Here is a 23,600-nt window from a genome sequence, read left to right on the forward strand (position 1 = left end):
TTGTTGAAGGCTGCTTAATTTTATTACTTTATTTTGGGGGGCGTGTTTCGTCTTATTTGCACCCCCTGAACGCTTACGATATATTCGCCGGGACTTTTAGTTAGTTTGGTCATTCCCGAACCGTCGGCATTCATTTTGTAGATATTTCTATCCTTGACAAATGCTACCTGCTGACCGTCCGGCGAAAGGTAAAATTGCGATGAAATTTCTGTTTTAGGCGGATATCCTCCTACTTGCAAATTCCGAACTAATTTAGTTCTTTTAATGCCATAAGTGTCACTTGTATAAAGTGATTGGCTGCCGGGAGTATCAGAGGTAAAACCGTCGCAAGAACGGGCAAAAATAAGTTTCTGGCTGTTGGAGAACCAGGCTATTGCACAATTAGCTGCTTTGCAAGCATCTCCAGCAAACTGTTTAGTGAGTTGGGAACCGTCAGCATTGACTGTATAGATGTCGGTTTCCGCTAACAAAAGCCAGTCGCTGACCGTTGGGGGACCAAACTAGGGTAGGGCTAACATCTATATTAGGTGCAAGTTGGCGGCGGGCCCAAGCGTCAGCATTGACGGCAAATAAATTGTTTCTCACCTCGCTGCCGCGCATCTGGAGGGCTGTAAACGCTAGTATCCTTGGTTTTAGGGCTGCGGGTGTTCCGGGGCTGTGAAGGCTCAAAAACAAGCTGATTAAGAGTGTTAGGGAGATAAGGGCGATCGCCCCGATCCGCCATAATTTATTGAAGCTGAAAAGTTGCAGAATTTGCCACAAGCTTTTCAGACGCGGGCAAGATCCCCACCCCACACTCCACTTAAACTTTTATGTAACAGGCTTTTGTGGAACGGGCATCTTGCCTGTTCCATATCCCAGGGGGAAATGCAAGTTAAAGTGCATTTTATCGATTCATATGCTAATTTTTAAAGAGTTTGTCTGTCGATATGTCTCGACAGCCTCAAACTCTGTTTAATTCTGCCAATAATTAGCTCAAACATTTTTTTGCGAGACGGATTCTTGCTGCTAGGCGGCATCCCTAACTCGCAACACATCAAGTTCAAGTCACTTGCACTCATTGCCAACAATTTTTGCCTCACCTCTTCTTCATTACCATTCTTAGCTTGTAAACGCAGTTCTTCATAAACTTCTAGAACATTTTTAGCAGATAAATTAGCAGGTTTATTAACATCAGCACCAGTGGAAACATCCGATTTTTTTGACTCAGCAGAAAGCCCTCCCCGCTTGACTTGAGTTTCAAGCCTGGTTAATTTTCTAGAAACGTCCCGCAAGATTTCCTTAAGTTCGCCAATTTCCTTAACTAACCCCCCGCTTTCTTGTTCGGAAGCAGCCAAAATTTCTTTTTTAATCATTTCAGATACTCCTCACACTCGCGCCATAGTTTTTCAAATTCTCTAACTAATTCTCGCGGCAGTTCTCCCTCATTAATTGCCCGTTTTAGCCCGACGCTTTCGCGAATCGTCGATTCTAAAAATCTAACTTCTATGTTATTATCTTTTGATATTTCATCGCAAAGTCTCTTTACTTCTCTCATGTAAAACTGGACTTCATTTGTCAGTAATCCTCCATAGGTTTTAGCTTTATTCATAAAAACTGCTATCTTAGGAAACGGATAAGGCTCAATCCGTTTCTGGAGCGAGTTTAAAACTAAACTCAATCCCCTAGAACCAAAATAATCGGGATTGACGGGAATCAATATTAAGTCGCAGCAAGAGAGTACGCTGTAGGTGAGAAGACTGAAGGAAGGCGAACAGTCAAAAAGCATCAAGTCGTATTTGGGGAGATTGGCAGAGTTGGCGATTTTGCCGATGAATCTGCGGATGAAGTCTTTAACACTTTTTCCCTCAAAGCCATCGATATCCAACCAATACAATTCTTCAACTGAAGGAACAAAATGCAACTGTTCGTCAATCTGATAAATGGTGTCGAAACCAACGGGGAATTTAAAGTTTTGTCCGGCTTTTTTAAAGACTTCTAGAGCGTCGTAAATGGTAAGTCTGTGCTTGAGAGATTGTTCGTACCACTTACCAAACTTGTCATCTAAATGACCAGTATTTTCGTTAAGTCCGATCGCCTCTGTGAGCGACATTTGCGGATCTAAGTCTAACATCAAGACTTCTAAGTCGGTTCCTTGGGATATAATATTTCCCAGACTCCAAGTGACGGTAGTCTTTCCGACACCGCCTTTGAAGTTGATTACGGCTATTGATTTAGGACTCATGGCTGGTTTTGCTTGGATTTTGCTCAAATATAAATTAAAACATATTGTGGCGGTTAGTCGATCGCGCGATCGGTCATGAGAAGCCCGATGTGTCGATTGACAGAAAAGGCAGACTATGATATAGAAATAAATAATAAAATCAAACTATTAGCCATCCCAAAGGTGAACTAAAACAAATATATTCTGGATTTAACGAAAAGGAAAACGGCGATCAAGTTCTCGATCGACTTAATGTTAAAAAGGTTTTATCTAATCGGAATACTTGTTGTTCTAGGAGACCCTTATTTGCATACTGTTTAAAGGCTTTGAGGGAAACATCTACTGATGAATATCAATTTCTTAGATAATTAAGTAAAATAACCAAAGCACTATTGGCTAATATATAAATTTTTAAGTTATGGCAGGTTGTTACTGCCGATAAAAGGTAAGGTGCACATTGTGCACCTTACCTTTGTTTTAGCGTTTGACCAACTTCTTAGAAACCTTCCGCAAGCGAATTGATTTCGGTGTTACTTCCACCAATTCATCCTGGCCGATGTACTCCAAAGCGCGCTCCAAACTCATATCCACTGGCGCTTGCAATTGCGCCAATTCTTCACCGCCAGATGCGCGGTGGTTTGTCAACTGCTTCGACTTGCAAATATTCAGCTCCATGTCTTCATCTCGGTTGTTTTCTCCGATAATCATCCCTCTGTAAACCTTGGTTCCGGGGGTAATGAAAAATACGCCGCGGTCTTCAGCATTTTTCAGTGAATACTGGGTCGCAGTTCCTTCTTCAAACGAAATCAATACTCCGTTGCGACGGGCGACAATTTCTCCACCGAGGGGGCGATAGTCGAGGAAGCTGTGATTCATAATTCCAGCGCCGCGAGTCAAGCGCATAAACTCGCCTCGGAATCCAATCAAACCGCGAGCGGGGACTGAAAATTCTATTTGGGTGCGACCGGTGCTGCTGACGTGCATATCTTGCATTTCTGCTTTCCGCTGACCGAGGCGTTCGATGCAGCCGCCGACTGCTTCTTCGGGTACGTCTAAGACCAAACATTCAAAGGGTTCGCAGGGACGACCGCCGACTTCGCGGAAGATTACTTGCGGCTGGGATACTTGGAATTCATATCCTTCGCGACGCATATTTTCGATCAAGATTCCGAGGTGGAGTTCGCCGCGGCCGGATACGAGAAATTTGTCGGGAGAGTCGGTTTCTTCGACTCGCAAGGCGACGTTAGTTTGGAGTTCTCGCATTAGTCGATCGCGAATTTGCCGAGATGTCACCAAACTGCCTTCTTGACCGCAGAACGGCGAGTCATTGACCGAGAAGGTCATCTGCAAAGTCGGTTCGTCTACCTTGATTAAAGGCAGCGCTTGCGGGTCGTTGGGACAGGTAATTGTTTCGCCAATATACGCATCAGCAAAACCAGCAACGGCGACAAGATTACCAGCAGAAGATTCTGGGATATCAATCCGCTTCAGGCCTTCAAAGCCCATCAATTTACTAATTTTTGATTTGACAAGCGCGCCGCTTTCGGTGATTAAGACTGCTTGTTGACCGACTCTAATTGTACCGTTGTGGATGCGGCCGATGACGATGCGACCGACGTATTCTGAGTAATCTAAGGTGGTTACTTGCAGTTGCAGCGGCTTGTTGGGGTCGCCTACGGGGGGCGGTACGTGGTCGAGGATTTCTTCAAAGAGGGGCTTCATATCTACCCCTTCGTCTTCGAGGTGTTTTTTGGCGTAACCGCTTAAGCCGGAACCGAAGAGGTAGGGAAATTCGCACTGATCGTCGTCAGCACCTAGTTCTAGGAACAGATCCAAAACTTTATCGACGGCTTTGTGGGGGTCGGCTCGATCGCGATCGATCTTGTTGACAAAGACGATCGGGCGCAGTCCTTTTTCTAGGGCTTTTTTGAGCACGAAGCGGGTTTGCGGCATCGGGCCTTCGTTGGCGTCTACGATCAGCAAACAACCGTCTACCATGCCGAGAACTCGTTCGACTTCACCGCCGAAGTCCGCGTGTCCGGGGGTATCAACGATATTGATCAGGGTTTCTCCGTACCTGACGGCGGTATTTTTAGAAAGAATTGTGATGCCACGCTCGCGCTCGATATCATTGGAGTCCATGACGCAATCTGGGATTTCTTCCCCTTCGCGGAAGACCCCGGACTGTCTGAGGAGAGCGTCCACAAGGGTGGTTTTGCCGTGATCGACGTGAGCAATGATGGCGACGTTGCGAATGGGAAGACTCATAATGCGTCTGGGACGTTAAACGGATTTAACTAAAGATTTCTTAATAATTGTAGCGCATGAAGTCAAGGGGCGATCGGGCGGGCTGCAAGATTCGAGTTCTCCGTGGCTAGAATCAAGATTATGAAAGCGCAACCGAGGGAAATTAAGTGTTACACCACGCCTGACGGCAGAGTTCCTTTCGATAGGTGATTTTGAGTTGGCCCAAGTGAAGAAGCTTTGATAGGGCGATCGTCGGTATTAAGATGAGGGTGCAAGAACCGATCGACCTTATGGAAGTACAACCGAGGGAAATTAGACGTTATATTACCCCAGACGGTAGAAATCCTTTCGCAGAGTGGCTTAGTTCCCTGCGAGATTTGAATGCGGTAGTTAAAATTGAGCAAAGGCTTGACCGAGTTCGCTTGGGGAATTTAGGAAACAGCAAGTCTGTTGGGGAAGGAGTCTGCGAATTAAAAATTGATTTTGGGCCGGGGTATCGCGTCTACTTCGGACAATTGGGGTCAACAATTGTTCTTCTTCTCTGCGGTGGGGATAAAAGCAGCCAAGAACAAGATATTCGCAAAGCTAAGGAGTATTGGAAAGAATATGGAGAACGCGAAAATGCCAACTAGCGATAGTTACCAGGACTATTTGATTGAAGCCCTCAAGGATAAAATACACGCTGCTGCTTATCTAACGGCGCATTTGGAAGATGAAGAACCTGAACCAGGTTTGCTTGAACTCTCATTTAACAATGTATTTGAGGCTCTTAGAGAGCCAAATATGTCTGCTGATGATGCTAAATTGCATCGGGAAAAATTAGATATTTTGTTGTCGCAGAATGGAATGGCGACAATTTATGCTTTAGCTAATTGGCTGAATGCTTTGGGATTGAAGTTAACAGTTGCGGTGGCTCAAGAGGATGAAGGGGAAGAGGAAAGTTCTGTTACTGGTGCTGAGTTGGTGGAGGTTGGTAATGTTTGATTGGGGGCGATAGAGCTTTAAGCTACTAATTAGACCTTAACGGCGCTCGAATGCCGATCGCTAAAGGAAGTAGCCGATCGTTCTGGGCTATCCTACCATACTGTTAAAAGTTATGCCCGATCGCCCGGTACGGCAATGGCTGGCATCGGTGCTCTGCTAAAATTGGTGCGGACGTTTGATGTGTCGATCGAAGAATTGTTGGATTTTGTCGAACAACAGTAACAAATTACACTTAAAATAAACCAGCGCTACCAGCGCCAACCAGTTCGACCTCGCAGGGACGATCGACTGTGGGCCCAAGCAACAGATGCGAGAGTTGGCGGATGGGACGGGGCGAAGTCAGAAAGAGATGATATATTCTCAGCGACAATTGTAGCTGTTCGATCGCCCATATCGGTCTACAATTTTTAACGTTGAGCCTTATTGAAGTGCAGGAGTGGAGCTGGCTTGGATAACGCTAGTCTGTCAAGAAAACCCCCGCAAGCCTCGGAGCTTGTCGCCGACGAAATTCCAGAAGCAGTGCGAGACCACCCATACCCAGAAGCAGGGCAGAGTCAGTCTAAGAAAAAAGGGCTGATTTGGAAACTGCTAGGGTTGGCCGCATTAGCCTGTGGGGTCAGCATCTGGCTGCACCTCAACTTTAACTTGTTCCCAGCCACCAGTCAGGCAGAGCAAACTCAACAAAACCCAGCACCGGTGAGTTCCGCGTCTGGGTCGGTCGCGAGTCCAGCTACCAACCCAAAAGCCACCGCAACCCCAGACAACCTGCTGGGACACTTGCCGTACGCAGAAGCACCAGCCAAAGACTTGGTAGGTGTCACCCCCGACGGTAGCGTCACACTCCGCACCTCAGCAGCAGCAAAATATCAGGAAATGGCCAACGCCGCAGCGGCATCAGGCATTTACTTCGCTCCCATATCCGGCTTTCGCTCCCTCGAAGACCAACAACACGTATTTTTTGACGTGAAAGCCGAACGCAGGCAAAACGCCAGCAAGCGAGCCGAAGTCAGCGCCCCTCCAGGTTACAGCGAACACCACACCGGTTACGCGATCGACATCGGCGACGGCAGCGCCCCGGAAAACAACCTCAGTCCCAGTTTTGAAAATACCCAAGCATTTAAGTGGTTAGAAGCCAACGCCGTCGCTTTCAGCTTTGAAATGTCCTTCCCCAAAAACAACCGCCAAGGCGTCAGTTACGAGCCTTGGCACTGGCGGTTTGTGGGCGACAAGCAAAGTCTCGAAACTTTCTACAAAGCTCATTCGATGAAAAAGTAGAAGGAAGTTCGACAACGAGCAATGTACGGGATTTAACGGATTTAACGGATAGATGTTGAGAGAATTAAGTCAACCGTGAAGATTTCCCTCCCACTCCCCCCCACTCCGTTGAGCCAAACTCGTGATTGCAATCTATCCAGGCAGCTTTGATCCCATAACCTTCGGTCACGCAGACATTATCGAGCGGGGATCTAAACTGTTCGATCGGGTAATTGTTACGGTAGTCAGAAACCCCAGCAAAACCCCTCTCTTCACCGTAGAGGAACGGATCGAGCAGATCCGGCGATCTACCCAACACTTGCCAAATGTAGAAGTAGACAGTTTTGAGGGTTTGACAGTAAACTATGCTAAGATTCGACAAGCCAAAGTGCTGCTGCGGGGGCTCCGGGTATTAACAGATTTTGAAATGGAACTCCAGATGGCCCACACCAATAAAACCCTTCTGGGTGAAATTGAAACAGTTTTTTTGGCAACTTCTAACGAGTACAGCTTTTTAAGTAGTAGTGTAGTTAAAGAAATAGCCAAGTTTGGTGGCTCCGTAGATCATCTTGTTCCGAAACACGTCGCCCTAGATATTTACAAATGTTACGCCAGCAGGAACCAACTCGCATCGAACCCGACAGTACCGGCCTCCGCACTGAGAACGAATCACCTCAGAACACAGCCGCCTTCGGAGATCCCACCCGAACCGCAGGAGTAGACATCCAGCGGGAATTGAACAGGCTTGAGGAAATTGTTCTCGACAGCCCGCGAATTCCTATGACCAGACGCACTCTGGTGGATGAAGAACAGTTGCTCGATCAGTTAGACTTGGTGAGGCTAAATTTGCCGATCGCCTTTCAGGAAGCCGAAACGATCATCCGGCACAAGGACGACTTGCTTCAAGAGGCTGAACTTTACGCTCAGGAAGTGATAGAAGCAGCAGAACAGAGAGCGGCAGAACTTTTAAACGATATGGGCCTGCTCCAGCAGGCGAAGATAGAAGCAGATCAGTTGCGGCAGCAAGTTTTGCTCGACTGCGAGGCAATTCAGCAGGCCACGCTGGCGGAAGTCGAACAAATTCGCTACCAGGCTCAAGAGGAATTGGAAGAGATGAGAGTCAGGGCGATGGCTGAATGCGAGGAAATTCAAAACGGAGCCGACGATTATGCCGACCAAGTGCTCGATAATATCGAGCACAAGTTGAGCGATATGCTGCGCGTGATCCGCAACGGGCGCGATCGGTTGGATAGTGTTTCTGCGTCGCACATCCATCACACCAACGGTTAGCCAACAGTTAACTCATTGCTTGAACCTTTATAAAAATCTACCTAATTTAGGTAGATTTTTTTTTGAATAGTCTTTATAGTCTTTCTTCCTCAATTCCAGCACTCGGTGACTTATTTTTGCCGAGATAAGTTTTGTGAAGATAGGAGCAAATATAACATTTTATGATATTCTACTCATACCAAATCCGGCTTAAAAACCCCCTTTATCTCAGTTCGCGGAGGCGGACTTCGTTTGACTCTATGCAGCGGTTTCAACCGCCGAATGATAAAAGGGTAGCAAACCCGGATTTCGTATCAGACAAAAAATTCCTAATTTAAATCAAATTTTTGCAATCTAATTTTTACCATGCAAAAAGCTTCTAATCGGTTCGCTGAATTTGATTTGATCCGAGCTTTAGCGATAGTCAGTGTTGTGATTACTCATGCTGGGTTCTTGGCATTTAAAGATCGCAGAATTCTATTTGTTGCGATCGATACATTTCAACTGTTCTGCGTACCTGCATTTTTACTGCTGAGCGGCTTTTTTCTCACCAACAAACTGGAAAATCAAAATAATCCCGCACTGGTAGTCAAAAAAAGACTGTCAAGAATTCTACCCCCCTATCTATTTTGGTCAGTAGCTTTGTACATTTTAAATAATTGGGGGGAACTCCAAAAATTTGATTTACTGTCATTACTCAGAGATATCCTCACCGGCTCGGTAATGCCTCCCTATTACTTCATCGTTGTGATTGTTCAATGCTACGCCTGGTGGTGGCTTCTCGTGAAATTAAAATTTTTAGAGGCCAGAAAAGTTTTGGCTTTGGGATTAACAATTCAAACAATTTTTACAATATTCTTCTACTTAACCGCTTTCAAATATATATCAATACCTCTACCTTTGATGGAGCGCTGGATTTTTAGTTGGATTTTGCCATTTTCAACTGGTCTATTTTTGGGTGGCTCGTACGACAAAATTCAACCCGTTCTCGAACGGAAAAAAATGCCAATTTTAGGGGCAACGCTCCTTTTTTATCTAGCTAGCATTTTGGAATATTACCTGAAAAGTGGAGTTAATTCGGAGACATGGTTTCTCCGATCGTTTTTTAAACTATCTTCTCAAGGATACGCAATTTTGTTCGTATTGTCGATCCTGGCATTTTCTAAGAGGATCGCACTTCCCAGTAGAGTATCTGGGTTAGTCAAAATATTGGCTGCTTATTCATTCCCTATATATCTCCTGGATTCGACAGTAGTGAAATATGTGTTGTTAGTGTTTTATAAGTTTATTGGCGCCGTACATCCGTTGCTGAAGCTCGGCTTTTTAGTTACCGGGACTTTGTTGGTTTGTTGGGCAATTATTTACCTATTGCAGAAACTTTTGCCAAAAAATTACAGCCCGTACATTCTGGGAATTTAATCGGATTTTGTGTGTCAGCGGATGTCTTCATAAAACTGCTTGAGATACCTCGGAGAAACGCCAAAACCCCACAAAAAACCAATGGAAAGATAGATCGCAATTGCTTTAAATTCGCCCCAATTCGCCACTCGCCGATCGCTACTTTCTACTACCCGATTCACTAACTTAATTCTCCCCCGTCGCACTAACTTCAAACACAAATCCGCTTCCTCCATAATTGGCATCGCCGCATCGAAACCGTCGCCTTCCCAAAAATCGGTACGGCGGCAAAAAATAACTTGGTCGCCAAACAGCAGGCGCAATCCTTTGAAAAATAAATGAGGTCGAAATAACAGCGGCGCGTAATAAGTTTTCAGGTAATTGTGCAGTGAAAAACCCCATCTTGTTTGCTGCAAACCACCCATCAAGGAGATAAACCCGCCGCCGGCAATTTTGGCATCGGACAATGTTTTTTGGATGACTGCTACCATGTCGTCGGGAACTAAAGTATCGGCGTGGAGAAAGCACAGAATCTCGCCGGTGGCGACTTGGGCACCTAAGTTCATTTGCGCGGAACGTCCGGCTGTACTGCTAGAAATAACGCGGGTGGCGACGGAAAGTGCGATCGCCACTGTTTCGTCTTGACTGCCGCCGTCTACCACTAACACTTCCCAAGCCGGAGGATTGAGAATGCTGAGTTGGCGGAGGGTGCGTTCCAGACAAGTCGCTTCGTTGAGGGCTGGGATGATAATAGAAACGCGATCCATTTCGTTGAAATTTGTGCCAAAAGTATTATAATAAAAAGCTGTGGCGATTCGCAACTTTAGAGAAAATAGAACTTACGCGCGCGGATTCCGAAACCCGGTTCCTGCCTGCGAACTCGTCACGAAACCTCGGATTTTTCACAGAAACCGGGTTGGTTGGCCATTCCTATAAAATCAGGCAAAAGTGCGATCGCCCTCTATATTTTCCACTAATCAGGACTGAGAAAATCGTGCAGAAAACAGAAGTAAAAAATGATTTAGAATTTTATGAGGAAAATGCCGATAATTGGTGGGACGAAAACGCTAAAATTTATGCCTTATACCATCTAAACAAACCCAGATTTGAGTTTTTCGACAGACACGCGACTAATTGGCAAGGGCTGAAAACCTTAGATGTCGGGTGCGGCGGCGGCTTTTCTTGCGAGTTTATGGCCGAGAGAGGCGCTATTGTTTCTGGAATAGATCGATCGGACAAATGTATTGTAGCCGCTCAAAATCACGCAGTTACCAGCGGTTTTGAGATTGACTACAGGCAAGGTTTTGCCGAAAATATGCCCTACGACGACAATACCTTTGATGTTGTAATCTGCGTGGATGTTTTGGAACACGTGGCCGATTACAAAAAGGTTGTGTCAGAAGTCCACAGGATTCTCAAGCCTGGGGGACTGTTCTTTTTTGATACAATCAACCGAACTTTTTCCTCGCAAATTGTGATGATTGGACTGATGGAAAATACATTGCAGGAAATTAAGCGGGGCGTTCACGATTGGGAAAAGTTTGTTACCCCGGATGAACTGTCTGTGGTAATGCGCGATACGGGTTTCGGCAAGATTGAAATTAAAGGTTTTGATATGTTTGGAGAAATGGGATCTATTTTAGCCCAGATGCACGGTTTTTGGGGGAATTTTACAAGTGGAAAGCAGCTATTTCCTTCGGGGGAAAGTTTGCAACAAGTTTCTCAAGTGCTAATCTCTAATATCGCTAACTATTTTGATTACAAAAAGTCTGGCTTGTTTAAAATCAAAATTAATGAGGATACGTCGATTATGTATGTGGGCGTAGGGGCGAAGAATTAGTCGGTTAATTGTTGATTGTTGACTGTTAACTGTTGTCATTAGGGGCGAGTTTGAGACGGATTTTGGCGATCGACAAATCCGACTGAAACCCGCCTCTATTACATTTTGCTACCGTGTACACACAAGTCAAAGTAAACTAGAAAAAGAATTTGACAGAGGTATAAACCGTGGATAATCCCATACTGATTCATGCCGAACTGCTCGAAGGAACCGCCTTTGGAGACTATCGGCTGGTAAAAAGGGGGCGGCATTATATGAAGCAATGGGCCAACATCAATCGGTAAACATTCGTCAAATCAGCCGAAATCGAGCTGAACAAGTGGGATACTATCGTTTTTTGGAGAATAAAAACGTGACAGTATCGGAGTTAGTGCGGAGCCTCTCGGATCATTGCCAAGAACAGGTCGAAGGACGACATGTATTAGCGATAAGTGATAGCACGGAAATTAACTTACAATCTCACATAGGTCGACTAAAACCCGAACAATTAGGAGTTGTCGGCAACAATACAGATGTAGGGTTTTATCTACATCCAACACTAATTTTAGATAGTGAAAGCGGCTTCCCATTAGGGGTAAGCACAGTGCAACTGTGGAGTCGAGCCTTAGAGCGTCAGGATAAGCATGAACGGAAATATAAAAATCTGCCGATAGAGCAGAAAGAATCCTATAAGTGGTTAGCCTCTGCCGAGCGCAGCCAACGGTGTTTAAGTAACGGTGGCGCCAGGATGATCACTCATATCGGCGACCGTGAAAGTGACTTATATGAGGAATGGGCCACGGTTCCCAACAAACATAATCATGTATTGGTGCGTGTTTGTCAAGACCGTCGGTTGTTAGGACAATCTGAATCGCTTTATACCTATTTAAAACAACAACCTTGTGTTGGTACTTATACAATTGATGTACCGGCAGACCCACGTATCAGTCGGACAGCCAGAGAAGCCTTGCTAATTATTCGCTCTGCAACTGTGCAGATCCAGCGTCCTAATAAATTGAATTCTCAGAATTATCCCCCCAGTGTCACTCTTTACGCTGTCGAAGCAATAGAAGTTAATCCCCCGCAGGGGCAAGAAGCGATTCACTGGCGATTACTGACAACCCACAGGGTAGTTTGTTCGGAGCAAGCACTGCAAGTTATTGAATGGTATCGATGGCGATGGCGCATTGAGCAACTTTTTGCCACGCTAAAAAAAGCCGGATTAAATCTTGAAACTACCCAATTAGAGTCCGTGGAAGCCATTCAACGACTTACCATTCTGGCTTTAGGAGTGGCTGTTAGAACTTTACAAATGGTTGAAGGGCGCGATCAAAATGACTTACCTGCTTCTGTCACCTTCTCGGACGAGCAACAGCAATGCTTATCTATGATTGAACCCTCTGTTCAAGGACGCACGAAAAAATTGCAAAATCCTTATCTTCCCGCCTCCTTACCTTGGGCTACTTGGCTGATTGCTCGACTTGGCGGTTGGTCTGGTTATAGTTCTCAGAGGCCTCCCGGAATGCCTACCCTTGTTCATGGACTCCGACAGTTTGAATCCATCTTTTTGGGATGGAAACTAGCTCAGAATCCACTTCTGTGTACACGGTAGATTACATTTTGTAGGGTGCGCACGCAGCGGTGCACCTTACTGTATTGCAGGCAATTGAGAATTGCTATATTGCCGATCGCACTACAAACGTAATTTCAAGAACTAACTGCAAATAATTACCAACTATTTTTTAAGTTAAGCCCTTGTGACGCGCAGTCTGAGCGTCCCAAAATACCGCCCAGTCTTAGTTTGGGGCTGCTCGCATTAAGCGGACACCTAGCTTGACAGCCTTTTGTAATAAATCTTAATGTTTTACTCTTAACAATTTATCTAAATTGCATGGTAGCTTATTGAATATTAATTGCAATAAGTGCCGGAAGTTAATAGTACCTGGAGGTCAATCACCGTGACAGCAGCAATAGTTTCCGCGTCAGCTTCGCGAATCAGCGACGGACAACCCGCCGACAGCCAAAAACTGATGAGTTTGGGTAAAAATTCCGAAATACCTGACCTCGATAACTCTAAAGATGTAACCCTCGCCGTCTTAGAAGGAGTGGGGACTCTCACGGTGTGCGATCGAACAGTAACTTTAAAACCGGGAGTATTTGTGTTTGTACCCGCCGGCATCCCGCGTAGTCTAAAAGTACAAACGACGCTGAATTTGTTACTAATTGACTGCGAACCCGACCCCGATATGAGCGAGTCAGCTTGGTTGATGAATTTTCAACTTTAACCCGATGAAAAAACAGTGTCCTTGCTGCCTTGACTCCCTAATTTCTCAGGTTTGCCACAACCGTGTCTACTGTTTTTGTCTGAATTGCAGGCAGGAAATGCCAAATCCTGACTCAAAAAAAATAATTCTCAAACACTATCAAATATCACCTTCGGAGTAAAAATGTCAAAAGCAATTGGTCTTTTCTACGGAACTACAACTGGGAAAACTGAGTCGGTAGCTGAAATGATTCGGGATGAATTTGGCGGCAATATCGTGACCTTGCACGAGATCGGCAGCGTTGAAAATGATGATTTTGCCGAATACGAATGTCTGATTATCGCTTGTCCGACTTGGAATATCGGCGAACTCCAAAGCGACTGGGAAGGCTTTTTTCCCGAACTTGACGATATTGATTTTAGCGACAAAAAAGTAGCTTATGTGGGAACTGGCGACCAAGAAGGCTACCCGGATAATTTTATGGATGCAATGGGCATTCTGGCTGAAAAAATTTCGGAACAGGGCGGCGAAACAGTCGGTTATTGGCCGGTAGAGGGCTATGATTTTAATGAATCTAAAGCTGTAGTTAATGGCAAGTTTTTGGGTCTTGCTATTGATGAAGACAACCAATCCGATCTGACGGAATCGCGCATCAAATCTTGGGTATCTCAACTCAAGAAAGAATTTAGCTTGTAGACTTAACGTTAGCAGGGTGAGTTTTGTAATTAGATTATCTTCGGCAATCAAAATTACGCACTCAACCCGCCCCAAAAATCTAGCAAATACATTATTATTGTTAATAACTAGATCTCCAACTTAAAATAGATGCAATTTAGTTCAGAAGACGTGCTTTGGTTAAGTGTAAGTCCGAGTTTGCAATTCTTCGATCGCTCGCTGCTTTCCTACTTAAATGATTCTGTACCAGTGCAAATATGGGAATACCAACAAACTGAAGATGAAGCTTGCTCTTTAGATATGGCTGTTGAACTTTTGCACGATTATTTAACAATGCGCGATCGCCCAATTCATCTAATAGGCCACAGTACCAGCGGATTAGTTGGTTTAATGTATGCGCGCCGCTATCCTCACAAAGTAAGTTCTTTGGGGCTTTTATCTGTCGGTGTGCCATCTGCTATTAATTGGCAAGCACATTACTATACGTATCTTTCAGCTTTTTCCTGGAGCCGCAAACAAGTTTTGAATCAAATCGTTGGCGATATGCTGGGATGCCAAAATCAAATTATTCATCAAAAATTCATATCGTATTTTGAGGATGACTTAGCCTGTTCTCCTTGTCCTCACTCCTTATTTAGGATTAGTAATCCCCGCGAACAAGGTGTAGAAGTACCTTTGTTAATATGCAGCAGCAAAACGGATTTTGTTGTATCTTCTCTGGTTATGCGCCGCTGGTCTAAATTTATTAAAAAAGGCGATCGGCTTTGGGAATGTCAAGACGGTAGGCATTTCTTTCACCACTTCTATCCAGAACAAGTCGGCGAAGAAATACTTAATTTTTGGCTATCACTACACAGCCGCCAAGCAATTCTAAATTTTAAATTTTAGGCAGCATTTGCTATTTTTTGATACCGAAATTTTTTGCGTAAATACTACATTAATTTCTGTAATTCCGGGCAATTTGTTAAGACCTGCTTATACTGTTTTGGCAGTTGCCCCAGTCCTTCCCCCCAATTTTAGTTTGTAGGGTTTTGAGGCATGGAGTTTGAGTTATCATCACTATCTTTTTGAGATTTTAGAATAATTGTAAAAATTGTTTAACGTATATTAAGATGTTTGAGTAAATAGTATGCTAATTTTATTGGATTTATTAATGAGTTTTTGTGAAAAAACCGCAGAGGTGCTCTTGACGCAGAGGAAGGTAATAGTAGATTAAACAGGAATTATTGGCAACGATTATAAAATATTTTAACATCAGGTTAAGAAACTCAGGCTTAGGCTGGGCAGAGGGATACTAAGTATCGATCGAGTTTTAAGGTATCGCTTGCCCCAACTCCTAAAATAGTGAGCGAGCAAACATATATACTTAAATTTTAGGGTGAGTACAGGGACACTGCCCCTACCGATTAACAATTTATCAAGAATTATGTCAGCAAGTTTTCTCCCAAAATCGATCGCACAGCTAACAGAATCTACATCCATTGCTTTAGCCCAAAGCATTCAACGAGAGGCAATTACAACTCCCCTATCATCTGGGGCAATTGCCACAACTTACGCGCACCAAGGCAGCGGAAACACCCCTATTTTGCTAATTCACGGCTTCGACAGTTCGCTGTTTGAATTTCGCCGCCTGTTGCCGCTGCTGGCTGCCGAAAATGAAACTTGGGCGGTTGATTTGTTGGGTTTTGGCTTTACAGAAAGAGTGGCGGGTTTGGCATTCAGTCAAAAGGCGATCGCCACTCACCTCTACTATTTCTGGAAAACGCTAATTTCGCAGCCTGTAATCTTAGTCGGTGCTTCAATGGGAGGTGCAGCAGCAATTGATTTCACCCTCACCTATCCCGAAGCTGTCAAAAAATTGGTGTTAATAGACAGTGCAGGTTTTGCCGTCACTTCTAATAAGGGAAAATTTCTCATTCCTCCCTTAGGATATTTGGCAACTTCATTTTTGCGAAATCCTAAAATCCGCCAACGAATTAGCATCAATGCTTATTTCGATAAAAAATTGGCTTCTCTAGACGCTCAAACTTGCGCTGCTTTGCACTTGGAAATGCCAAACTGGAATCAAGCTTTAATTGCCTTTACCAAAAGTGGCGGTTACGGAGGTTTTCGGGATAAACTGTCGCAAATTCAGCAGCAGACGCTGATTTTGTGGGGAAAACAAGACCGCATTTTGGGGACGGCGGATGCGGCAAAATTTGAAAGTGCGATCGCCAATTCTCAACTAATTTGGATACCCGACTGCGGGCACGTTCCCCACTTAGAAAAGCCAGAGATTACGGCGCAGCATATTTTAGAATTTATAAATAAAAGCGGACTCACACAAAACATTTAAACGTAGGGTGCGCTGCGGCGCACCTTACATATATGTTTTATCTTGCGCATTTGGTATATAGTTTGATGTCAAACTGGTCAAACTGACAGGTTTCAAACTTTCGGCAAATACTTTTGTACAATCGTCCATCCTGTGATCGACACAGTCACAAATCCCCCAAATAAAGCCAAATTAGTGGTGATGTGGAGGGGACGCGCCCAAGGATGTTTAGGGCCAATTTGCAGACCGCTTCCAACAGAAACCAAAACCAAAGCAACAACAGCTAATCCCGCCGGTAAATGAGCCGAGTGGCCCAAATTGCCGTAGTATCCCAGCGTACCGACTACACCAATTCCCAGCAGTAAAATTACCAAAGTCGCCATCGCCACACCAGTCGCCAAATGAAAGGGACGCAGCCATTTTGGGCGCTGCTGTTTGGTACTGCGGGCGGCAAACATCCAGGTTCCAGTAACGGCCAGCAATAGGTAAGCTAACAGGGAAACACCCATTGACCAAGCCGCTATTTTCCACAACCACAAAAAAGAAGGCAGATTCATGATTTAAATCCCTAATTAGGGATTTGCAACAAAGGTTTCATTCCAATTTTACCTGGACTTGAAAGCAAAAATGAATAATTTTGAGAGAAAGTGCGATCGGACTATCCACAGCTTGCATCCGTCTGAGCTTGAAGTCAAACCTACTTTCTCTCATACTCAGCTTAATTTACGCTATAGATTTGTCGCTCCCGTTTTTAGGAGCCGCCTTCCCATTCTAGCTTCCTGGTTTTGCTCTCAAGGAAAGGCATTTTATAAAACCCTAATTTTTGTTCTAAGATTAATCGGAAAAAAGGCAGACCTTCTATCAAATATCTTTTCCACAACCTTCTCGGCTCACTTAACAGTCGGTACGCCCATTCTATGCCGACTTCGCTCATCCATTTGGGAGCTCTTGCTTTACAACCAGCTTCAAAATCAATGGTTGCACCTACTGCTAAGAAAATTTTGACGTGTGTTAATTTGCTCCTGTATTTAACCAGCCACTTCTCTTGCTTGGGGGCTCCCACCCCAATGGCCAGAACTGTAGCTCCTGATTGATTGATCGTGTCAATTATTTTTTCACACTCTTCCTCATTGTTTTCAAAGCCAAAAGAAGGAGAATGTGCTTCAACCACTATTTCTCTACCAATTTTTTGATTAATTTTTTCCTGGGCTTTCCTAGCAATACCTTCAGCAGCTCCTAGCAAAAATATTTTCATATTCTCGTTATCTTTGTGATACATATAAAATGCAGGGAACAAGTCCGAACCAGAAATCTTTTCTTTGATAGGAGTTCCCAAAAACTTGGAGGCATACATCAATATTTGACTGTCGCAGACTCTATAGGTAGAGGTATTGTAAGCTTCATAGAAGTCGCGGTCGTACTGCAACTTAATCAAGTGGTCTACATTGGGCGTAAATACGACACCACCTTCGCAGTCGAGTTTTTCAAACAACTCTGTTATTGACAAGTTATCTATCGAGACATTCAATAAATTAACTGTGTTCATTTATTATTCCCTTCCCGCTTTATATTAAGCTACAACTCAAACTATTATAACGCACAATACAGGTTCGTGTTTTCACTACTTGGGCGCTTCAGTGAATAAACTTTCTTAAGTATATGCCCGTACACCCTACCTGTCCAGTCAGGGTTTTTAAAGATTGTGTAAAGAATCAGGTCGTTTTAGTAAAAAGTATATTAAGCACATTTTCCTTTACAAATCGCAACATAGTATCAATAAAAAACCCATGCCGTGCTAATAGTTGAAGCATTGCCAATTAAGGTCAAAAAATTTTTTGAACTTACTTTTAAGCGATTGACAAATATAGCGCAACTTCTGAACTTGATTTAATGCAAAAATAGGAATTTTTTTAGTTGTTGTATTCAGCGAGGGCAAGATATTTTCAAGCTTGAAGTGAAGCCGCGCATCCCTGAAAATCATCCTGATTTTTGGTGAACCAGCGACTGTCTTCTTGGTGGCGAACTGGTTTTTTTGGTCTTAAGGCTTTCGGGAGCTTTTAAGACCAGACCCGATATTCCTCCAGCAATCATCGCAAAAATCGGGTTAACCATAGCGTTCAAAACACAGTCAAACACGTACATAACTAAGGCTACTCCCAGGACGGCAGCGGGCGCTACTTTGGGATTAGACCAGGTTCTGGCGGGATACTTGAACACGCAAAAGACGATAACAGGAAGTAACAATGAAGAAAATAGACTAGCTAAACCGACGGCACCGTTGACGCCAAATGCAATAATCCATAAGCTGTCGGTGACCGAGATATCTTTACCGGACTGGTCGTACACGCGGTTGCCACCAGAATCCCCCCAGCCAAAAAGAAAATTTTGCCGCGCTTTTTCCCCCAATATCTCTTCCATGTCAAATCTAAACTTCAGAGAGGCGGCTCGTTCTTCGCCAAATATTGGAGTGATGAAGTCCATCACGTCTTTGCTCGAAAATTGACCCGATGCAGCTACGTACAGATAAAATACTATATATCCAATTATAAATAGCAGGGGCAAAGAGGTGCGAAACCACTTTGCCGAGAATAATACGAGTAACGCCATTGCAAATAAACTGTAGGCGCCAGTAGAACGGCACAGCAAAAAAGCGATCGTTAATATAATTGCTAAAGTCTTGATGTTGCGGCCCATAAACTTTTTGATCACCCCAGTTTGCCAAAGCCAAACTGCGATTAAGGCGGCTGTCATCATCCACACGCCCACCATCAAACCGTGCTGCATAAACACTACCGGTCTCCACCCCCCCAAACGCCTTGCTTGGCCCCAGTCCTCAAAGGCATTGACGCCGTAAATCATTTGGTGCAGAATTGGGCCCTTAACACCTTCAATTAAAGTAAAAGGAATGTAAGCCAACCCACCTGCAACAATCCCGATCGCCAATTGTCGCAGCCCGTCTAAACTACCCAGATACAAGCGTCCTAAAAAATAAGGCAGACCCCAAGTAACGATTTGGTTGAGAGTCGGAGAAATCGGGCTGCCGCCATTAGTAACTTGTGAAACAATTGGGGACAAACAGCAAATTACCATTGGCACGTCCAGCCAACCGGGCTTAAAAGTGGTGATGCGCGCAGTATCGTAGATAAGAGTCCCCAGCAAAATGCCGTAGCAAGCTGCCGAGATTTTGGTATAGGGCGGCAATAGGGGGATGGGATAAGAAGCTTGCGGCAAAAACAGCCACGCTGCAACAAAACAGATAATTACCGCCCGTTGAGGCGGATACCTCACAAACAGGTAAAAAACGATTGGAATAAAGCCGAACATAGCAAGTGGGATTAATGCAACCATAGTTTTTTTTGCAGTAAAATTTTAGAAAGACAACTTAATTTGCCCAATAAAAATTCTCGCTTAAACGATCGCCCCACCCCAATCTTTTAAATCAACCTCTATTTTACGCCTTCGCCTTGTTCGTTAATTGTGTCTGAGATTCCACAGCAGCGTACAGTGCCGCCTCGAAGAGATCAGTTGCATCCTCCCAGGTATAATTTATCACCGTCTCCAAAGCAGTCTTGGACATGGCCCGCCATTCGGCATCAGACAACTGACAAATCTGCTCGATCGCTTTTGCCATATCCTCTGGGTCTTTTGGCTTGACAAGTATGCCACCCCCGCCAGCAAGTAGTTCCGGAGCTGCACCAGCAGGAGTGCCGATGACTGGAGTGCCGCAAGCCATAGCTTCTAAAATTGGCAAGCCGAAGCCTTCGGAGCTGCTGGAAAACAGCCAAGCATCGCATTTGCTGTAAAATTCTTTTAGTTGGTCCTGAGTAGGTGCCTTATTATACTCCGTGCCATCAGGCAGCAAATTGGGAGGAGGAGTATCCCCCGAACCAAAGGCAACTAAACGAAGGTTGGGAATTTTTTCAGCAGCTATAGAGAAAGCTTTCAGGGCAAGATCGCAGCCTTTCCAAGGAGTTATAGAATAGTACATCCCAACGGTCGGAACTGACTGCTTGCCTCGCGGCTGCTTGCCTCGCGACTGGGGGTCGTAAAACTGTTTGGTGTCCACGGTGGGAGGGACGAGAGATACAGACAAATCGCCGTATTCATTCCGAGCTATGTCGGCGAGCCACTGGGCCACAGCGATTTTGTGCATCGGCAACCGCCAAGTTGCCTCTACTCGACCTTTTGGTATGTAGTCAAAAGCCTCGTAGTGTTGGAGAAAATATACTTTCCTTCCTTTCCTCGGAGAGAGTTTTGCCACCCACTCGGCAGTTTCCCACCAAGTAGCCATGATAATATCGGCATCAGGTACGTCAATGTCCGTAATTGGACGGTAGGTTTCGAGAACTCGGCATTCGACATCCACCTTGTCAAAGTGAGACTCTTGTTTCTTGGGAGCGGACTGCCAACCCCTACCTCTGAGGAGCGATCGCAATTGTTGGATCAAACTCGGTTGCCCCGGGGGCGTAGAGACAATAAATATTTTGTGTCCTCGCTTTTGGAGAAGTTCTGTGTAAATAGATAACACCCTCATGCCACCTGTAAGACTAAGGGTAGGGAGGACAAAAGTAATTTTCATGAATAGATGCTGAAGATTGATACTGGTTAAAACTCCTCCATAACAGCAAGTTCGCACTTACCAGCCTATTTTTGGCTTTTCAGCAGGGTGCGGGTTTCTGCAGGAGGCGATCGTAACTCGATAGTCGAGCCGATCTTACTTTGTCCTCAGGGACTTTTCCCAATTACAAATCGGGAAATGTTTGAGGACTAGACAAGTTTAACCTGTAACGAAGCCAGCTTTAAAAACTCCGTTGCACTCTGGTTCAGATTTTGGCCGATCGCTTTATAACCAGTATTCGCTCGTCAGTGGCGTCAGAATTCGTGTCGAGACTGCTGGGTAGAAAACAGGACACGGGCGATTTTAGTTTGGGTAGAAGCACCCCACCAAACAATATTGAGTTTCTGCTGAGAATCTCGCGCCAGAGCGAGCCGCTAGCGCAGAATTTCAAATGGCTGCAGTTCGCCTCCAACCCCAATTTTTTTGTTTGCCACTGCTGGGGCCACCTCGTAGGGAGAACAGGAAACTATATTAACGTCCCGCTGTTTAGATTTGTCTATAGCAACTTTCAAGCCCGCTTCAAAATGAGCTGTGGCATCATCCCAAGTATAATTGTTCACCTTGGCATAAGCCGCTTCTGACATGGCTTGCCACTTGGAATTTGGCAACTGACAGATATACTCTATGGCTTTGGCCATTTCTTCGGGATCTTCTGGTCTTACAAGTATGCCAGTACCGCCGCTCAAAATTTCAGGAGCAGCACCTGCTGGGGTACTGATGACGGGAGTGCGGCACGCCATCGCTTCGATAATTGGCAAGCCGAAGCCTTCTGAGCGGCTCGCCAGCAGCCAGGCATCGCATTTGCTGTAATAGTCTTTGATTTTGTCTTGGTCGGGTTGAATTACATACTCGGCATTGGCCGGTAGGGGCAATTCCGAGGATGGGGCCTCTGTACCGAAGGCAACCAGACGCAGGTTGGGGATCTTTTCAGCAGCTAAGGCAAAAGCTTTGAGGGCGATGTCGGTTCCTTTCCAGTAGATTGGAGAGTAAAGTATGCCAACTGTAGGAACCGATTGTTTGTTGCGAGGACTGGCGTAAAATTGCTTGGTGTCCACGGTAGGAGGAGCTAAGGAAACTGTGCGATCGCCGTATTTAGTCCGAGCTAAGTCCACTAACCACTTAGAGATCGTAATTTTGTGCATGGGCAGCATCCAGGTTGCTTCTACTCTACCTTGAGGTAGATAATCAAAAACTTCGTGGTGCTGGATAAAATAAGCTTTTGCTCCTTTGCTGGGAGAGAGTTTGGCTACCCACTCGGCGGTTTCCCACCATGTGGCAACTACTACGTCAGCATCAGGTACATCTTTGTCCTCTACCGGCCGGTAGCGATCGGTAATTTTGTGTTCTACACCTAAGTTATCGAAAAATGAGGGTTCGTTTTCAGGTGTGGAAATCCAACCCCGTCCCCGCAGCAGCGACTTGACTTGCTGGCGCATACTCGGTTGGGCGTGGGGTACAGAGATGACGAACACGGAGTGTCCTCGCTTTCTCAAACGTTCTGCGAAAATAGATACTACTCGTATTCCACCAGTCCAAGACAGAGTAGGAAGCACAAAGGTGATTTTCATTTTTAAGTCCCGCTGAAGACTCCGATTCCCTTATGGCGCTGCTACCAGCGCTGATGTTAGAGATCGAAAGGAAAGAGGGGCGGGTGAATATTAATTACCGCTTTCCTGGTGTGTACATAGAATCCAACCTTGCGACTGTTGGCAACACGCCAGTATTGATATGCCACAAGTTCGCTGTCATTGAATGGATAATAACAACTGATGCGCTCGCGAAACAGTCCTCTAGGGATAATGTTTAGGTGGGCAAAAGTTCCTCCTAAAGACTGATTCATCATTATCAAACAGCATCTTTTTTTCGCGACAAACACCAAGCTAAACAACACTTCCTTTTTAACAGAATAGAACTTGCTTATGCTACAGAAAGGGAGGTACGGGAAACCGAAAAGCACCCAACCTTTAATGTGGGACAAAAAGTAGCATTTGTAACAATCTAGAGTAGATGGATGAGCGCCGTTAGCAAAATTTTATACAGCATTAAAGATGAAATTCTTATTTTGAGAATGTTGATTTCCCGATCGCTCCAACAGATCTAAACACCGATCGGCGATTGTGGTTTTTTGGTAACGGTGCTGTCGGTATTGCTGGACACAATATCGTATTCTGTCAGGATTCAGACATAGTGGTTTTCTCAAATACCTGCTGAAGCGCGAGCGAGTAACCGTCCTGGACGCGCGAAGGAGGGAAAAAACCCGATTTTTCAACCGATATCTCTTCCCCTCACCGATCGTATGTTCGTCAAAAAACCCGGTTGATGCGTCCACTGTTTGAAAAAATAGGTTTCCCAATCGTGCTACACAACAAAGAATTTCACCGATATAAATTTAATTAGCTGGCTGAGTTTTAAATTTGTTAATAAAAGGCGATCGCCTGAAAAAGTTCCCAAAAGCGACTGCCACTTCTGGGCGGAGTATATTATGTAGCGTGCCTGCGCAAGCCCTGTCTAAGTAATTACCGTAAAAAAGTTCAGCAAATTATTCAATGACCATG

General features: G+C 44.9%; 24 protein-coding genes. 12 read left to right on the plus strand and 12 right to left on the minus strand.

Annotation, left to right across the window (positions count from 1 at the left end; translation table 11 throughout):
* Nucleotides 1-23 precede the first annotated feature (23 nt).
* The 5 genes from QUA13_RS13760 to typA form a co-directional block, all read right to left on the minus strand.
* Entirely contained in the window at nucleotides 24-470 is a 447-nt protein-coding gene (locus QUA13_RS13760; protein WP_333199249.1) for a DPP IV N-terminal domain-containing protein, read from the minus strand.
* Nucleotides 433-795 (minus strand): hypothetical protein, encoded by a 363-nt coding sequence (locus tag QUA13_RS13765; RefSeq protein WP_333199251.1) that lies wholly within the window; start codon nucleotides 793-795, stop codon nucleotides 433-435. The genes QUA13_RS13760 and QUA13_RS13765 overlap by 38 nt, the downstream gene beginning before the upstream one ends.
* A 113-nt stretch (nucleotides 796-908) precedes the next feature.
* Entirely contained in the window at nucleotides 909-1,355 is a 447-nt protein-coding gene (locus QUA13_RS13770) for a hypothetical protein (protein ID WP_333199253.1), read from the minus strand.
* On the minus strand, nucleotides 1,352-2,224 hold the full coding sequence (locus QUA13_RS13775; RefSeq protein ID WP_172192852.1) for a ParA family protein: 873 nt from the start codon (nucleotides 2,222-2,224) through the stop codon (nucleotides 1,352-1,354). The genes QUA13_RS13770 and QUA13_RS13775 overlap by 4 nt, the downstream gene beginning before the upstream one ends.
* 456 nt (nucleotides 2,225-2,680) lie before the next feature.
* Nucleotides 2,681-4,471, minus strand: coding sequence for a translational GTPase TypA (gene typA, locus QUA13_RS13780; RefSeq protein ID WP_333199256.1), 1,791 nt, complete (start codon nucleotides 4,469-4,471; stop codon nucleotides 2,681-2,683).
* Nucleotides 4,472-4,740: 269 nt separating this feature from the next.
* Between typA and QUA13_RS13785 the strand changes: the two genes are divergently transcribed.
* Entirely contained in the window at nucleotides 4,741-5,082 is a 342-nt protein-coding gene (locus tag QUA13_RS13785) for a type II toxin-antitoxin system RelE/ParE family toxin (RefSeq protein WP_333199258.1), read from the plus strand.
* On the plus strand, nucleotides 5,072-5,434 hold the full coding sequence (locus QUA13_RS13790) for a transcriptional regulator (protein WP_333199261.1): 363 nt from the start codon (nucleotides 5,072-5,074) through the stop codon (nucleotides 5,432-5,434). Before QUA13_RS13785 ends, QUA13_RS13790 begins: the two co-directional genes overlap by 11 nt.
* Nucleotides 5,435-5,682: 248 nt before the next feature.
* Here QUA13_RS13790 and QUA13_RS13795 read toward each other — a convergent pair whose 3' ends face one another.
* Nucleotides 5,683-5,826 carry a hypothetical protein gene (locus tag QUA13_RS13795; RefSeq protein WP_172192866.1) on the minus strand — a complete coding sequence of 48 codons (144 nt, stop codon included), beginning with the start codon at nucleotides 5,824-5,826 and terminating at the stop codon, nucleotides 5,683-5,685.
* Between the two features lie 55 nt (nucleotides 5,827-5,881).
* Between QUA13_RS13795 and QUA13_RS13800 the strand changes: the two genes are divergently transcribed.
* The 4 genes from QUA13_RS13800 to QUA13_RS13815 all read left to right on the plus strand — a co-directional run bounded on the left by QUA13_RS13800 (nucleotide 5,882) and on the right by QUA13_RS13815 (nucleotide 9,376).
* Entirely contained in the window at nucleotides 5,882-6,709 is an 828-nt protein-coding gene (locus tag QUA13_RS13800; RefSeq protein WP_333189646.1) for a M15 family metallopeptidase, read from the plus strand.
* Between the two features lie 121 nt (nucleotides 6,710-6,830).
* Nucleotides 6,831-7,409 carry a pantetheine-phosphate adenylyltransferase gene (gene coaD, locus QUA13_RS13805; protein ID WP_172191284.1) on the plus strand — a complete coding sequence of 193 codons (579 nt, stop codon included), beginning with the start codon at nucleotides 6,831-6,833 and terminating at the stop codon, nucleotides 7,407-7,409.
* Nucleotides 7,292-7,978: a DivIVA domain-containing protein gene (locus QUA13_RS13810; protein ID WP_172191282.1), complete on the plus strand. Its 687-nt coding sequence runs from the start codon at nucleotides 7,292-7,294 to the stop codon at nucleotides 7,976-7,978. The genes coaD and QUA13_RS13810 overlap by 118 nt, the downstream gene beginning before the upstream one ends.
* A 345-nt stretch (nucleotides 7,979-8,323) precedes the next feature.
* Entirely contained in the window at nucleotides 8,324-9,376 is a 1,053-nt protein-coding gene (locus QUA13_RS13815; RefSeq protein ID WP_333199264.1) for an acyltransferase, read from the plus strand.
* A 14-nt stretch (nucleotides 9,377-9,390) separates the two neighbouring features.
* Here the strand turns inward: QUA13_RS13815 and QUA13_RS13820 are convergent, their stop codons facing one another.
* Complete coding sequence (locus QUA13_RS13820; RefSeq protein WP_333199267.1) at nucleotides 9,391-10,122, minus strand: TIGR04283 family arsenosugar biosynthesis glycosyltransferase; 732 nt, start codon at nucleotides 10,120-10,122, stop codon at nucleotides 9,391-9,393.
* Between the two features lie 227 nt (nucleotides 10,123-10,349).
* Here QUA13_RS13820 and ubiG point away from each other — a divergent pair, with 227 nt between their 5' ends.
* The 6 genes from ubiG to QUA13_RS13850 all read left to right on the plus strand — a co-directional run bounded on the left by ubiG (nucleotide 10,350) and on the right by QUA13_RS13850 (nucleotide 16,448).
* Nucleotides 10,350-11,195, plus strand: a complete 846-nt coding sequence (ubiG, locus tag QUA13_RS13825; RefSeq protein ID WP_333199269.1) for a bifunctional 2-polyprenyl-6-hydroxyphenol methylase/3-demethylubiquinol 3-O-methyltransferase UbiG — start codon at nucleotides 10,350-10,352, stop codon at nucleotides 11,193-11,195.
* A gap of 262 nt (nucleotides 11,196-11,457) precedes the next feature.
* The gene (locus QUA13_RS13830; protein WP_333199272.1) at nucleotides 11,458-12,786 is read left to right on the plus strand and encodes an IS4 family transposase; all 1,329 of its coding nucleotides are present in this window, start codon (nucleotides 11,458-11,460) and stop codon (nucleotides 12,784-12,786) included.
* Between the two features lie 346 nt (nucleotides 12,787-13,132).
* A complete protein-coding gene (locus QUA13_RS13835; protein WP_172191275.1) occupies nucleotides 13,133-13,459 on the plus strand; it encodes a cupin domain-containing protein in 327 nt (108 codons plus the stop codon).
* Between the two features lie 162 nt (nucleotides 13,460-13,621).
* Nucleotides 13,622-14,134 (plus strand): flavodoxin FldA, encoded by a 513-nt coding sequence (gene fldA, locus QUA13_RS13840; RefSeq protein ID WP_333199276.1) that lies wholly within the window; start codon nucleotides 13,622-13,624, stop codon nucleotides 14,132-14,134.
* Nucleotides 14,135-14,263: 129 nt separating this feature from the next.
* Entirely contained in the window at nucleotides 14,264-15,001 is a 738-nt protein-coding gene (locus tag QUA13_RS13845; protein WP_333199279.1) for an alpha/beta hydrolase, read from the plus strand.
* 538 nt (nucleotides 15,002-15,539) lie between these two features.
* Nucleotides 15,540-16,448: an alpha/beta hydrolase gene (locus QUA13_RS13850; protein ID WP_333199284.1), complete on the plus strand. Its 909-nt coding sequence runs from the start codon at nucleotides 15,540-15,542 to the stop codon at nucleotides 16,446-16,448.
* Between the two features lie 92 nt (nucleotides 16,449-16,540).
* Here QUA13_RS13850 and QUA13_RS13855 read toward each other — a convergent pair whose 3' ends face one another.
* The 5 genes from QUA13_RS13855 to QUA13_RS13875 all read right to left on the minus strand — a co-directional run bounded on the left by QUA13_RS13855 (nucleotide 16,541) and on the right by QUA13_RS13875 (nucleotide 22,613).
* Nucleotides 16,541-16,984, minus strand: a complete 444-nt coding sequence (locus QUA13_RS13855) for a DUF4079 domain-containing protein (protein WP_333199287.1) — start codon at nucleotides 16,982-16,984, stop codon at nucleotides 16,541-16,543.
* Between the two features lie 194 nt (nucleotides 16,985-17,178).
* Complete coding sequence (locus tag QUA13_RS13860) at nucleotides 17,179-17,919, minus strand: WecB/TagA/CpsF family glycosyltransferase (protein ID WP_333199290.1); 741 nt, start codon at nucleotides 17,917-17,919, stop codon at nucleotides 17,179-17,181.
* Between the two features lie 485 nt (nucleotides 17,920-18,404).
* A complete protein-coding gene (locus QUA13_RS13865; protein WP_333199294.1) occupies nucleotides 18,405-19,775 on the minus strand; it encodes an O-antigen ligase domain-containing protein in 1,371 nt (456 codons plus the stop codon).
* 103 nt (nucleotides 19,776-19,878) lie between these two features.
* Nucleotides 19,879-21,006 (minus strand): glycosyltransferase family 4 protein, encoded by a 1,128-nt coding sequence (locus QUA13_RS13870; protein WP_333199295.1) that lies wholly within the window; start codon nucleotides 21,004-21,006, stop codon nucleotides 19,879-19,881.
* Between the two features lie 413 nt (nucleotides 21,007-21,419).
* Nucleotides 21,420-22,613, minus strand: coding sequence for a glycosyltransferase family 4 protein (locus tag QUA13_RS13875; protein ID WP_333199297.1), 1,194 nt, complete (start codon nucleotides 22,611-22,613; stop codon nucleotides 21,420-21,422).
* Nucleotides 22,614-23,600: the final 987 nt, after the last annotated feature.

Source organism: Microcoleus sp. S28C3 (assembly GCF_036700785.1).
Classification (GTDB): Bacteria; Cyanobacteriota; Cyanobacteriia; order Cyanobacteriales; family Microcoleaceae; genus Microcoleus; species Microcoleus asticus.

Excerpts from the sequence above, each read along its gene's own strand:
- typA (WP_333199256.1), bottom strand. The coding sequence starts at position 4,471 with ATGAGTCTTCCCATTCGCAACGTCGCCATCATTGCTCACGTCGATCAC.
- QUA13_RS13790 (WP_333199261.1), top strand. The coding sequence starts at position 5,072 with ATGCCAACTAGCGATAGTTACCAGGACTATTTGATTGAAGCCCTCAAG.
- QUA13_RS13815 (WP_333199264.1), top strand. The coding sequence starts at position 8,324 with ATGCAAAAAGCTTCTAATCGGTTCGCTGAATTTGATTTGATCCGAGCT.
- QUA13_RS13845 (WP_333199279.1), top strand. The coding sequence starts at position 14,264 with ATGCAATTTAGTTCAGAAGACGTGCTTTGGTTAAGTGTAAGTCCGAGT.
- QUA13_RS13850 (WP_333199284.1), top strand. The coding sequence starts at position 15,540 with ATGTCAGCAAGTTTTCTCCCAAAATCGATCGCACAGCTAACAGAATCT.
- QUA13_RS13775 (WP_172192852.1), bottom strand. The coding sequence starts at position 2,224 with ATGAGTCCTAAATCAATAGCCGTAATCAACTTCAAAGGCGGTGTCGGA.
- QUA13_RS13810 (WP_172191282.1), top strand. The coding sequence starts at position 7,292 with ATGTTACGCCAGCAGGAACCAACTCGCATCGAACCCGACAGTACCGGC.
- QUA13_RS13770 (WP_333199253.1), bottom strand. The coding sequence starts at position 1,355 with ATGATTAAAAAAGAAATTTTGGCTGCTTCCGAACAAGAAAGCGGGGGG.
- QUA13_RS13830 (WP_333199272.1), top strand. The coding sequence starts at position 11,458 with ATGGGCCAACATCAATCGGTAAACATTCGTCAAATCAGCCGAAATCGA.
- QUA13_RS13865 (WP_333199294.1), bottom strand. The coding sequence starts at position 19,775 with ATGGTTGCATTAATCCCACTTGCTATGTTCGGCTTTATTCCAATCGTT.
- QUA13_RS13795 (WP_172192866.1), bottom strand. The coding sequence starts at position 5,826 with ATGGGCGATCGAACAGCTACAATTGTCGCTGAGAATATATCATCTCTT.
- QUA13_RS13875 (WP_333199297.1), bottom strand. The coding sequence starts at position 22,613 with ATGAAAATCACCTTTGTGCTTCCTACTCTGTCTTGGACTGGTGGAATA.
- QUA13_RS13820 (WP_333199267.1), bottom strand. The coding sequence starts at position 10,122 with ATGGATCGCGTTTCTATTATCATCCCAGCCCTCAACGAAGCGACTTGT.
- QUA13_RS13855 (WP_333199287.1), bottom strand. The coding sequence starts at position 16,984 with ATGAATCTGCCTTCTTTTTTGTGGTTGTGGAAAATAGCGGCTTGGTCA.
- QUA13_RS13785 (WP_333199258.1), top strand. The coding sequence starts at position 4,741 with ATGGAAGTACAACCGAGGGAAATTAGACGTTATATTACCCCAGACGGT.
- QUA13_RS13870 (WP_333199295.1), bottom strand. The coding sequence starts at position 21,006 with ATGAAAATTACTTTTGTCCTCCCTACCCTTAGTCTTACAGGTGGCATG.
- fldA (WP_333199276.1), top strand. The coding sequence starts at position 13,622 with ATGTCAAAAGCAATTGGTCTTTTCTACGGAACTACAACTGGGAAAACT.